We start from the raw sequence: 12,250 nt of genomic DNA, 5'->3' as shown, positions 1-12,250 counted from the left end.
ACCTCCACCCGACCGATCATAGAACTCATTGTGCCCGCGCGCATGCGTCAATCAGGCGGTCCTCGTCGTATGCGTACTCCGCTACAGCTCCGATGACGACTTGTCAGATGACGCTCGATCAGCAGACACCGCCCGGCCAGAGCTGCCGGCGAATCTTCTGCTTCAAAAATAAGGCTGATTCTCAGCGGCCGCCCCTCGCCCCGGCCGGTTGCGTGGGTCGGCTCGGAAACGGGTAAGTTGCGCCCGTTCACGCTGACGTTCCGCTGTGCTAGGCTCCGCGCGCGACCACAAGTCCGGTCGCAATCTCAGTTAACTCCCCGCCGGCTCCCTTGGCCGGCGGGTTTTTCTTGACCTTTCAGTTCGACCGGGGGCCGTCTCAGGGGGCGATCTTAACTTGAATTTAAGACTGCCTATTGTGCGTCGGCGTCACTCTGGCTATCTGAAGGTCAGTTAAGGTCAGTTGCGTTCGAGAGTCATGATTACGTACAAGCAGTACCACATCCAGCGAGTTGAGCACGGCCAACGGGGTTGGGTTGCCCGCATCACGCGGACCGATGGCCAGAACATCCGCACCATCCTGCCGGCTTCTGAGCATCCCTACCTTGATACGAAGCCTGCCGCGTCCGCCGAGGAAGCTGAGGAGCTCGCCAAGGAAGGCATCGACTTCGGCGGGGTGGTTTAGCGGACTCCTCAAGCGCTTTCCTCTACCCACTTTGCAGATGAACTCGCCCCATCTCTTGGGGAAAGGTCGCTCGAATTGTCGCGCACCGCCCTTTGATTCTCCGCTGCTGCGAGCCGCGTCAAACGGCGATTGCTTACAGTCCGTTGTGGAGCTCATAGCGAAACACCCCGTTTGCCCAGCCACGTCAGCGCCGCGGAGCCAATGGCTGAAAACAAAGCGGTCCGAAACCAAGACCGTCCACGAGCGGCGCTGATCGTCCGCAGATACAAGAAAGCTCCAAGAAGCTTCCCGTAGTTCCTACGGAATTCTCCATTGAGCTTGGCTACTTCCGGCAGATCGGACAAAGCCTTGCATTCGCCGGCCATTTGCTAAACTCCATTTGCGGCTGGACCAGCACCCCATAAACCACTGTTTCGCCCGACGGCGCAAGTTAAAATTCGGTTTTTTCGATGTGTCTTGGCGTAGCGACTGATAGCCCTCGTCGGCGACGCCTACCGAAATGCGACCTCAAGTTGCTAAGTCGCCTATCTCAGGCTCGAGTCCGGCCAGTGAGGAACCTCATCGGTGAGCCGGGAACGACGCAAGTGCTGCCGCACCATCGCGTAAAGCACAAAAAGACCGATGGTGATGGCGACAGCCAGCAGCGGGAAAATGTAGTTCATGCAACCTCCTGACTCTCATATTAGAAGCATCGCTTAACGCGCTTAAGCGCCCGTCGTTGCCGCGATAGGGCAGTCTTCTCATATCGCTCCAAGCCCGACAAATATCTCAATTGCTTTGGTTCAGCGCCCTCAATCACTGCTAAGATCAGACCTAACCGAAGAGCTCGCAGGCGGTTCTGGCGACCCCTGGCTTGAGCCAGATCTTGAAGTGCGGCTTCCATATCCGCGCTTTTGAACTCCTCCGCGAGGATTACATCGAAGCCGGCGAGACCAGAACCAGCGGCTTCGTCCCAACGCGATAAACCATGCCGATAGGCATTGCGGCTTGACGTTGCTTTCCCAGCGCTTGTTTGCGGGCCAGTACTCTTCGCAGCGTTTGCGTGGTTGGCTTCGATTTGTCGCTTTGACGCCAAATTGCCTCCTTGATCTGTCAACCTAGCAATCAATCGCTCCCTTGGTCGCGAAGTCCAGGGCCTCAATCCTCCGTTCCCGCGTCTCCGCGAGGCGACCGTGATTGATCCGGAGGGCAGGATGGATCCGTCAACAACGGAGCAATGAATCTATGGAGGTTTGATCCATCAAACAGATGGGCTGCTATTCCGGCCGCTTGCGCCGCAGCAAGGTCGCTCTGCCTGTCGCCGATCAAAAAGCTAGCATCGATATTCACTGCGTACCGCTCAAGCAGAGCTCTAATCAACCCCGGCTGCGGCTTACGGCAACTGCAGAGAACACGGTAACGCTCAATCAAGCCATCGGGGTGGTGCGGGCAAAATTCGAATGCATCGATATGCGCGCCAACTATCGCAAGCTCATGCGACATCCAGTCGTGCAAATTGTGAACATGCAGCTCCTCGTAAAATCCCCTCGCAATTCCTGATTGGTTCGTCACGACAAACGCAAGATACCCGGCGTCATTGACCGCTTTGACGGCCTGTTGGGCTCCCTCCACCCACCGGATCTTGTCCGGATCGAAAGCGTAGCCGTCGTCCTCATTGAGGACGCCATCACGATCAAAAAATACTGCCGGACGCTTCAAAGTTCACTGCCCAAGTTGGAAGGATACCCGCCGATCTTCCGACAAATACTGCTTGGTTTCAACATCCCCCAGCGGTTCGACAGTTCGTTATCTGCGCCACGCCTCTAGTTCAGTAAGCTCTTCGCTGCTCATGCGTAAATTGGCTTCGTTTTGTCGATTTGATATTCGGCCGCCTCCTCTCGCACTTGCTCTAAGCACGTGAGAACAAGAGCCATTCCTTCCGCTAAAACGAGCAACAATGTTGCTGCAAAAAGGACTGGCCTTCATCCGCGATTGGAGCGTTACTGAGTCGACCGGGCGCCAACGCCGATTGTAGCGCCGGTATCTCGCCTCGCGAACGCGGGGCTTCGGGCAGTGCGGCATGTGACGCCGCTTGTTCTTGCGTAGGAGATACCGGTGACAACGGTGCAAAGGAATGGCGCAGATGCGCCAAATCATATCATCAGATTCAACCCCAACGAACGTCGCCATTTCATCGGCGGCTCGGACGCCCGCATCATCATGGGAGATGACCAGGAGGACCTCATCCGCCTTTGGCGCGAGAAACGCGGCGAAGCAGAGCCACAGGACCTCTCAGATATTTTGATCGTTCAACTCGGGACCGTCACGGAAGTCTTGAACCGCGCCTGGTATCAACGCGCGAGCGGACACACCGTCAAGGACATCCAAAAACGTGTTCGTCATCCCATTCACAAATGGATGGCCGCAACGCTGGATGGGACCGTCGAGCAAACCGGCGCCGTATTCGAAGCCAAGTTCATGCTGCCTTGGGCCTTTACAGAAGAAGCCGCGGCTGAGAAGCACATGGCCCAGCTGCAGCACAACATGTGGGTCACGGCGTACCGCAGCGCGGTGCTCTCGATCATCACCGGTGGTGGCAATGGGTTGAGATCAAGGTCCATGCCGATCCGCTTTATCAGCACCTCCTGGTCACGGCAGAAAAGAAGTTTTGGCGCTTCGTTCAAAACGGCGAGCCACCCAATCTCTTCAATATCGAAACACCTCGTCCAAGACTCGAGGCGGTTAAGGTCGTCGATATGTCGACCTCCAATCAATGGGCCGAACTGACCGCGATCTACCTGCGAACGCGAGAGGCCCACGGCGAGCACGAGACGGCCAAAGCGGATCTGAAAAAGCTGATGCCGGAGGATGCCAAGGAGGCGACCGGCCACGGCATCAGAGCCAAACGCTCGAAGTCGGGCGCGATCAGCTTCGAGGCCCAAGCGGCGGAGGGCTCCCATGCACCAGTCCAGTGAGCGCATCGGGACCATCGCAGCCGCCCTCGCCCGAGCCCAAGCGGAACTAACGAACCCCGAAAAGACCCTGACCGCCGTAATCCGGTCGACCTTCCCGCGGGAGGATGATCGAACTTTCCGCTATGCGTCCCTGGCCTCTGGCCTGGATATCGTCCGCAAGACGTTAAGCCAGCAGGAAATCGCCACCATCCAGACCACTCGGATCGAGCAGGTCACCGGTCAGATCCATCTCACCACCCTGCTTGCCCACGCCTCCGGGGAATGGATCTCCTCGGACCTTCCGGTCTGCGCCTCGAAAGAAGTTGAAGCGCCGCACCGGATGGGCTCCGCGCTGACCTATGCCCGCCGATATGCCCTGTTTGCCTTAGTCGGGATCGCCGGGGAGGACGATTTAGACGCGCCTAACGTCGTCACCGGGCCTCCCGCCGCCCCGGAGCCGCTTGCCGCGTCAGGGCCGAAAAGGAGGCCGCATGGCGGCGTCCTGAACCGGCCCGCGGTATTGCCGCCCGAACGCTCTGCCGAACTCCTGGACGGGCTCCTGGGCCAGCTATCCGCCCAGGATGACGATGGACTGCTCGCGTGGGCCAAGACCAGTCTTCCGCTCAAGAACTCTCTTCTGAAGGCGGATGCCCGCGCTCTTGAAGCCGCGTATCAAAAGCGGATCGAGGATGCCCGTCTGCCCGACATCTATTCCGCGGACCAGCAGCCTGCGCCTTCCACATCCGTTCCTCCCGATGAAGTCCTTGCAACGGCATCGAGCAACATCGATGTGGCTGCTGCTCCCGCTCGGCAAGAGCAGGCCGGCCTCGCCTTCTCGAAGGAGCCACCTCGAAAACGGAGCAGAGATCACCTAGCCTTCATCCGCAGCCAGGCGTGCCTCGTCTGCCAAAAGACTCCCGCCGATGCGCATCATCTCAAGTTCGCCCAGCCACGATCCTTGGGACGTAAGGTCAGCGAAGAGTTCACGGTCCCGCTCTGCCGATCTCATCACCAATCCCTGCACCGACACGGAAATGAACGAGCTTGGTGGACTAATCTGCAAATTGCGCCACTGCCGACAGCAAAGGAGCTTTGGGATGCCAGCCCAATCCATCTGACGGAAGGCACGCCGATCGCCCTACCGCCGCGTCCACCATTAGAAGTGCAAGGTCAATGAATGGTCCGGTCGATCTGCTCAAACCGCATCCCGCCAGCATCTGGCCGCCTCAATACGAAGCGTTATGTCCTCCGCCCCAACTTCTCCCCGGAGAGAGCATCGAGCGCTATCAGGCTCTTCAGGCAGTTATCTTCCGCGACCTTGATCCCAAATCTGCCGCCGAGTGGCTCCTCACGATCGATATCGCTGAGTTGTCCTGGGAAATGCAACGCTACCGGGTCTTGCGGCACAGGCTCTTGAGCACGTATCGCCAAAAGGCCGTCGAGATGACACTTCGCCGAGTAGATCTGGCAGGCATTGCCCCAGAATTCCTGGATGTAGCCGCAATCTACACCACAAATAACGCTCTGGATTGGCAACTAGACCCAACTGCCACGCTCGACATCGACGCACGTCTTCGAGCGCATGGCTTCGATCAACACGCGATCAGCGTGGAAGTTTACGTCCAGGCGCGCGAGATCATCTAACTGTTTGACTCTTTTGAACGGAGCACAACTTCGTCGACTGATGTTGCTCAAGGAGGTAAACAACCTTCGCCGTTCGATGATGGTGGATGGTGCTGAGGCTGCAAGATCTCGCAAATCGACCGGGAGCTAATGCAAAGATTGAAGATGCTGGTGACGGCCTGACTATGGTTTAGCAGTCTTTCTCGTTGAGGCTTCGTTAAGATCGAAGAAAACTGCGTGACGCCTCAACGTACGGACCATCAAGATAAGTTAATGATCTAGATTGGATGAATGACACCGATGATGTAGAGGAAGCTACAACTTCCGATCCGAAATCAAACCACGCGGCGCGTGGGACGACGCTTCTAACGTGAGGAAGTGAGCATATGATCCAGAAGATTATCGAACACTTGACAGATATCTACACATATGACGCAAAACGGCTGGCGAGCAGCCGAACCGTTACTGTGATCCTCTCGCGTCAGCCTAAAGAGGAAAACTGACTTCACTGAAGAAGATTGATGTGCCCACCGGCACAGCCCGTCGTAGGCGTCGACAGCGCGAACCGGCGAGCTTCTGCCGTTCGGGCTAGAAGGTGTCCTATGTACTTCGTCATCTCCAAAACAGTCGGCAAGCTGCTGCTACCGCCAGACTTATTTTTCTCCCTCGGAGTTATTGGCTTAGCGCTTGTCCTCACCCACCATTCAGGATTTGGAACTCGTTTGATTCTTGGCGCCTTTTATGCTCTGGCTGTTTGTGGATTGCTCCCCCTCGGCGCAGCCATGCTCGTGCCGCTCGAGAATAGATTTCCGGCTTGGAGCCCGACGCCTGAAGCTCCCACCGGAATCGTAGTGTTGGGTGGCGGCATCGATGAATATCTCTCAGCGGAGCGAGGTGAAACGGTTCCAGATCGAGGGTTCGCGCGACTCATTGCTGCTGCAAAGTTGGCCCGGCAATATCCAGATGCTCGCCTCATTTACACAGGCGGTAGCAGCAATTTGACCGGCAACGACATTCGCGAAGCCGATTTTGCCGCTCAAGCATTCGAGGACCTCGGAATTTCACGAAGCCGCGTCGAGATAGAACGAGACGCGCGGAATACAGCGGAGAATGCCGTTCGCGCTAAACAATTGGCGTCGCCGAAACTGGGTGATCGATGGTTGCTAGTGACTTCCGCCTACCACATGCCGCGCTCGGTAAAACTCTTTCACAAGGTCGGATTCGTTGTTGAACCGGTTCCGACGGATTGGCAAACCGGCATCGAGAGCTTTTGGCGTCTGGACCCATTGAAACGTTTAGGACAGCTGAAAACCGCTTCTCGAGAATGGATCGGTCTCGCCGTTGTCTGGATCACCGGAAATGCCGTTTTTGCAATGCCACCTTAGTTGCGACCGATAAGCTAAATTGGCCAATCGCGGGTGGCGACCTACTAAGCAGCCTGCCACGGTAGATCTTCAGTCAACCACCAAGTGCGAGCAATAAGCCCCAGATTTTCGCAAGCAGCCATATCATTACACCAAAAGCGACCAATATGCCCAACTTGCTGAATACCTTGCTAGAATTCCTAAAGATTATCATATGGGAAAACTAACCTGCGTTTCTCGTGTGCAAAGAGGCGTTGGCCAAACTTCCCTGAGTCTCAGCTAATGCGCTCTCTGGCTAGCATGTCATTGTAGCGCGCCTTTTGTACAGCGTTGATGTGAACCAAATCATCGAGGCCGTCATCAGATTAAGAAATCATACCCTCATCACGTTGGGCCACTTAACAGTCCTTGCTGCAACGATACGCAAGAATGCATCCAATGGCCACGAAGTATAGCCGTAAGTTATCAGCAAAAGGGCGGCTTAGAAGTAGCTTTTTCGCAGCTGAGCTCTGAGTCTTACTGTTGCGCCGAATACGAGATGATTTGGAAGCAGAAAACACAGGGGATGCCTAAGAGCTGGAAATACGTCATTTGATATCAAAAACTGTCGGCGCCTAGATCCGAGGAAAGTGCTCATGTCACTGCGCAAAAGCGCTTTCAAATGAAAATTGGGGGGGGGTGGAGCAATTACCTCCTCATGGGTGGAACGCCCGACCTCAGCTAGGACACACCAGCGCTGATGGCTGACGTCCCTAGTTTATACCTGGTGGATGACATGTTTCCGGCGTGGCTGTTGATCTCACGATCTTCCAGGCTATGATTGAGATGTGCAGCGCAAACTCGTCTTCAATTTCCACCCCTGCAGTTATCATCCGGGGCGTAGACGTAAAGAATAGCATCGTCCACTTCGCCGAACCGGGCTACTCGGAACGAACCACGCCTTCGTGCACCAGGGCAACACTAGGGCTGCTTGCTTCCCGCATGCTTGACGAGGCGAATGCGGTCGTAATTTGGCTGTTTCGAAGGAAAGCAAAGGTTAGATGAAAACGGTGTCAGAGGCGGCACCGCTTTATGCTCTCATGATTGGTTGTACGGAATACCGCATCGCCTTAGGCGCCGTATACCTTGGCGGCCGCTGGCTCCTCGAGTGAAGGGGGCCGTGTAACTTGGTCACTCGTCAAGTCAACTCAGGACGTCTTCGAGCACATACGGCTGTACCATGCACGCCCATGCCGGGCATTGACCGAAGTAGTTTTCATCGGGCCGGTTATCTGCGTGAGCAATACGTTGGTCGCCGGAGGTGAATCTCTCATAAAAATGGAATGCTTGCGGTCCCCGCGCTGGCCGGGTTAATTTTGCACGGGAGCTGAGAAAATGCAGATAATTTCGCGCGAATCAATGAGCTTGCCATTGACGGCCGCCAAATTTGTCCTGAGTTTTGTATGCTTGGCGGTGCTCGCTAGCCACACGGTTACGATGTTGCGCTGGAGCGAGGCCCGAGGCGTCTATGACGATGTCTGTTACTTGAGACAGGCTCATCTTTTTCAACGCTTTGGCTTCAACGGGTTCAACACAGATGTAACGATGGACGACGACCAGCATTTTGTAAGCAGGTTGCAGGAAATTGGGTTTCCAGATCCCGAAAGTCCTAAACGGTGGCCGTGCCACGTTGAAAAGTCGGGCGGTAAGATCGTTCTGCAATACCCGCCTGGAACCGGCTTTTTGTTGGCGGCGTTCCCGCAAGGCTTCCAGGTGACCCCGCTCTACATCACCGCCAGCTCAATCGTTTGCGGCTTCGCACTCGTGGGCATCTTCATGGCAAAGGAGTTGCCTCCCGTAATTGGGGCTGGCCTCTTCGGAGCGCTCACCGTCTATGGAATGATCAACCCAGGGAAGGCGAGCTATTCGGTGGCGCCTACCCTGGTGCTCTGCGGCATTCTTGGCTTTCTAACGGCCTTATGGCTTACCAGGACGCGGCAGAGCCCGTGGCTGATTGGAATCATAGGCGTCCTGCTCGGAGTGTCGGTAAATTTCAGGCTGGCTAACATCCTGCTCGCGGCCGGCTATTGCGTGTTTCTCGCCGTGACCTTCCTGAGGTCGCGCACGTTAGCGAAATTTCTTGATGGCTTCGGTTTTGGAGTCGGCGTTGCTATCGGAATGTTGCCGACGCTGATTGCCCAGGCGATTAACGCCGGTAGCCCGTTTGCCACGACATACGGCGCAACCGACGCCGTTGGTCCCGGATTTAGCGTCACGGTTCTCGGGCAGTATTTGCGTGATACGCAGTCGCTCCTGATCGCACTGGTGATCGGGTGGACCTTGTGGTTGCTGCGTGCCGTCGGTGGGTCAGCACGTCAAATCGGCATCCTCGTTGCAGGCAATCTCTTAATCAATCTCGGCTTCTTTCTAAGTCATCCAATCTTCACGCCCTACTATGCCGTTCCAATTGCGATGCTCTCCATGTGGACGCTTTCGTTCGCTCGGTTGATGCGGCCTCGCGAGGAAACGGCGAGGCTGTCTTCCGACGCAGAGGGATTTTGTAGCGCTAGTGCTAAGTGAAGTTTGTCAGCAGCGTTTGGCCAAACGCCATCGCGGATTTGTGAGTGGTACGCATGTGCCTCGAGAACCCCCGTCGGCTCGAAAGCTAGCCGATCTTTCATGGACGACTCCGAAATAGCCGGTTCACGCGGGCGGTTGTTTGCGTCGGTAAGAGAGAGGTGAACTCCGCAGTATTAGACAATCCTTGGTGCAGTCGGCGCCCCGCTCCGCGTCCATCGAGGACGAACGGCCTGACTTGCGCCCCGTCCCAAGCTCTCTCGACATCCCCCGTACACGCACGGCCAGCAGGCTACTTTTTAGTCCTGCCGCTCCGGACAAATCGCAGAGAGATCTTATGTCCACTGTGGTCGCACCTGCGAGATTGACGCAGCGACCGAGAGCAAAGCGAGCATAGCGATAACTGGAGCGCCAACATCAATGTCATCATTGTTTCCCCGCCAGTGACCACCAACCATTCCGGCGCTTCCGGCTACTTTCTTCTTGGACTATCGGCTATCGTAGCGCTAGGAAGTCGCCGAGCCGGCCGGCCATCGAGAAGGCAGTTCATCCACCCTGGGATCGCTCAATGATAAATCGACGTTCTGCACTGCTTGTCGGAGGTTCTGCCAGTATCGCCGCAGCTCTTGGTCGCTGCTCGGAAGCATCGTCAATGCAAGCTTTAGATTTCGAGCGAGCGCGCATTTTCTGGACGACGAAGGCGGGTATCAAAGGAAGCTGGCGGGTTGTTGCTGCGGCCTGTTGTGAGGGAACGGATGGTATCTATTTAGCGCCTGCTGTAATGGCAGGGGAAATCTTCGGGATGGGCCGTTTGCCGAAAGACCCGCCTTACTCGTATCAGCTAGTCGCTACGCAAAAACGTCATGCGATTATTAGGAGGGGTGGAGCTTCAGAAATTGAAGATAGCGAAGCTGATAACGATACTGCATTCTCGTTGTTTGATATCTTCGCGCCGCAGCGCAAATCAAGTCCCGTCGATCCAGAGGCCATAGACCAAGCGGAGATTGAGCGGCAGTGGCCCTTATCAGCTCGACTGACGGTGAAGGGTAGTGAGCTTTGGATTTTAGAGTTTCCAGTCAGCCACATCAGCAGACGCGCCGGTGCGTTTCAAATCGAGAGCGGACCAGTTCTCATTCCTCAAGACTTAGTAAACATTCCGGACACTTCGACGTTTTGCGGATGTTACTTGGCGTACGTTTTCCTCAACAAACCCAACCAAATCGATGTGCTAGCGTTTGGCCGAAATGAGAACTTTCACCGACAGTTTGTCAAGTTCGCTCGCATTGAGGACATTCAAATCCGAATTCTGAGTTGACGATCGCGTAGGAAAGTATGCGTTCCGACGACCGCACTAGGGGGCTCAAACATCCCGTCAGGGGCGGTTTGCCGAGTAAATCCTTGGATGCTAGTGGCTCGCAAATGCATAATGAAAGCAGCGTTAGGTGGACCCTCAAGTGCGCGGTCGCGGCGGCGGTCATTCTGGGGGTTTGCGTTGCTGCAAAACCATTCCTGCCCAGTTGGATGCAAGCGCCTGCGATAACAGCCCGAGACGGAGCGCTTGTCGCCCTAAATCGTTATGTGAGTGAGCCCATTCCTGAGGCCGTTCTTTTGGGAAGCTCACTGACTGCACGGATCAGAGAGGATTATTTCGACGGGCTAGATGTACGAAATCTTGCGATTGGTGGAGGCTCTCCTTTGACCGGTTTGCGTTTCCTGCTCCTAGATAGCCAGAGGCTTCCCAGGACAATTTTGGTCGAGTCGAATTTGCTGTCTAAAGAGGCCGATGAGAGACTGATCGAGAGTTTTTCGCGTGCTAGGACCAATCCCCTCTTTCGCCCTGTCCGCATGGCGGTCGCGGCGTACGAAAATTGGCAGCACGCTCAGCGGAAACGCAACGCATCAAATGCGGCAGCTAATCGGCTGTTGGCTGCGCCAGCTGTTGAATACAACAACCAAATTTACCTTGCCCGGGCGGCTAAAGCTTTTGACCAGGACGTGACTGCCGCATTAGAAAGTAATATCGATGAGCTTGCGCTGCTGGTATCAGCGGCACGAAGTGGGGGCGCACGGGTTCTGCTTTTTGAACTGCCTTACGCGGACCTGCTGGAGCATGGGCAGCTTGTTCGCGAAACGCGTCAGTTCGCATCTGACCGCTTTGGTAATTCGCAGGATTGGCTACACCTGACACTGGCTAAGAGCGAACTGCGATGGCCAGACGGTATGCATATGGATGAGCGTTCCGCGGTAATGGTCGCCAGAGCGATTGAGCAAGCTCTCAATGGCCTCTCAAACGCCTCAGAGGTTGGCTTGAACAAGTGAGACTTGATGGAGCTAGATAGGCGCGACACATGAGCCAAGCGGCCGTTCCTGGCGCTTCCATCGAACTGCAAGCTTAGGACCTTGCATCAGTACAATCCAAAAAGCATGGCTAAGTCGAATCACTGCATCCCAACATTACTTATTGGTCCATCGCTCTCACTATAACTGCGGGAGAAGCGAGCTTTCCGTCTCATCGATTTCAGCACTACCGCGGGAACTCGAATCATCGAAATATGCATACAAATATCCAGCCTTGTCCTCAGCGAGATGCCATCCATCCATCCCCTGTTTTTCTGAGAGGCTTATCCTCCCAGAATGCAACATGCCTTGGGCGCTTTTTTCAATTAGGATCGGGCATTTTCTAACTATCCCGTCTGCCAAAAGCACTACCCATTTTAGGAGCCAGTAGGCTATTCCATCGATTATCGTAGGGCAGACTTGGATGGTCAACGGCCAGGAGCCGCGCTGGCGCGGTCTCGCGATGTCGAGTGAAGACATTGCCTCCTCCTACATGATCCAATCTTGCGGCGAATCTTCTCAATTTGGCAACCCTCTCGTGCAGGCTGCAATATCGCCTCGGAAGATGGTTGGTTGAGATTGTTCTTGTAGCAGATAACAAACTGACGGCCGCCGCGAGGAGGCCGTAGCCGGACATCATATTCGAGTACTATTGAACGAGCGGTCTGGCTCATAGCTTCCTTAAGCGTAGCTTAAGTAGAGCTTGAAATACTATAGTTAACAAACCGTTAGGAACTTGACTTTTGTCGTTTTTC

10 protein-coding genes and 1 pseudogene are annotated in these 12,250 nt (G+C 55.4%); 8 read left to right on the top strand and 3 right to left on the bottom strand.

The genetic code is table 11. The features are described from left to right. Nucleotides 1-475 precede the first annotated feature (475 nt). Entirely contained in the window at nt 476-682 is a 207-nt protein-coding gene (locus JQ580_RS28910; RefSeq protein ID WP_212284013.1) for a hypothetical protein, read from the top strand. A 524-nt stretch (nt 683-1,206) separates the two neighbouring features. Here JQ580_RS28910 and JQ580_RS28905 read toward each other — a convergent pair. Together JQ580_RS28905 and JQ580_RS28900 are read right to left on the bottom strand one after the other, a co-directional pair. Continuing rightward, a complete protein-coding gene (locus JQ580_RS28905; RefSeq protein ID WP_212284011.1) occupies nt 1,207-1,344 on the bottom strand; it encodes a hypothetical protein in 138 nt (45 codons plus the stop codon). 475 nt (nt 1,345-1,819) lie between these two features. Beyond that, nucleotides 1,820-2,380: a D-glycero-alpha-D-manno-heptose-1,7-bisphosphate 7-phosphatase gene (locus JQ580_RS28900; protein ID WP_212284009.1), complete on the bottom strand. Its 561-nt coding sequence runs from the start codon at nt 2,378-2,380 to the stop codon at nt 1,820-1,822. Nucleotides 2,381-2,881: 501 nt separating this feature from the next. Here JQ580_RS28900 and JQ580_RS28895 point away from each other — a divergent pair. The 7 genes and pseudogenes from JQ580_RS28895 (at nt 2,882) to JQ580_RS28865 (ending at nt 11,477) form a co-directional block, all read left to right on the top strand. Next, a pseudogene (locus JQ580_RS28895) lies at nt 2,882-3,636 on the top strand (YqaJ viral recombinase family protein). Further along, nucleotides 3,620-4,792: an ERF family protein gene (locus tag JQ580_RS28890; RefSeq protein ID WP_212284007.1), complete on the top strand. Its 1,173-nt coding sequence runs from the start codon at nt 3,620-3,622 to the stop codon at nt 4,790-4,792. Before JQ580_RS28895 ends, JQ580_RS28890 begins: the two are co-directional and overlap by 17 nt. Then, the gene (locus JQ580_RS28885; RefSeq protein ID WP_249134508.1) at nt 4,789-5,259 is read left to right on the top strand and encodes a hypothetical protein; all 471 of its coding nucleotides are present in this window, start codon (nt 4,789-4,791) and stop codon (nt 5,257-5,259) included. Before JQ580_RS28890 ends, JQ580_RS28885 begins: the two co-directional genes overlap by 4 nt. A gap of 581 nt (nt 5,260-5,840) precedes the next feature. Continuing rightward, nucleotides 5,841-6,623 carry a YdcF family protein gene (locus JQ580_RS28880; protein WP_212284005.1) on the top strand — a complete coding sequence of 261 codons (783 nt, stop codon included), beginning with the start codon at nt 5,841-5,843 and terminating at the stop codon, nt 6,621-6,623. 1,353 nt (nt 6,624-7,976) lie between these two features. Continuing rightward, nucleotides 7,977-9,161, top strand: coding sequence for a hypothetical protein (locus tag JQ580_RS28875; RefSeq protein ID WP_212284003.1), 1,185 nt, complete (start codon nt 7,977-7,979; stop codon nt 9,159-9,161). A 565-nt stretch (nt 9,162-9,726) separates the two neighbouring features. Continuing rightward, a complete protein-coding gene (locus JQ580_RS28870; protein ID WP_212284002.1) occupies nt 9,727-10,473 on the top strand; it encodes a hypothetical protein in 747 nt (248 codons plus the stop codon). A gap of 263 nt (nt 10,474-10,736) precedes the next feature. Beyond that, nucleotides 10,737-11,477: a hypothetical protein gene (locus tag JQ580_RS28865; protein ID WP_212284000.1), complete on the top strand. Its 741-nt coding sequence runs from the start codon at nt 10,737-10,739 to the stop codon at nt 11,475-11,477. Between the two features lie 159 nt (nt 11,478-11,636). Here JQ580_RS28865 and JQ580_RS28860 read toward each other — a convergent pair whose 3' ends face one another. Beyond that, a complete protein-coding gene (locus JQ580_RS28860) occupies nt 11,637-11,975 on the bottom strand; it encodes a hypothetical protein (RefSeq protein WP_212283999.1) in 339 nt (112 codons plus the stop codon). Between the last annotated feature and the right edge of the window lie 275 nt (nt 11,976-12,250).

This window comes from Bradyrhizobium sp. SZCCT0148 (genome assembly GCF_018129985.1).
GTDB classification, from domain to species: Bacteria; Pseudomonadota; Alphaproteobacteria; order Rhizobiales; family Xanthobacteraceae; genus Bradyrhizobium; species Bradyrhizobium japonicum_H.
The sequence above is the reverse complement of the archived record's forward strand: the minus strand, read 5'-3'. Positions and strand labels throughout refer to the sequence as shown.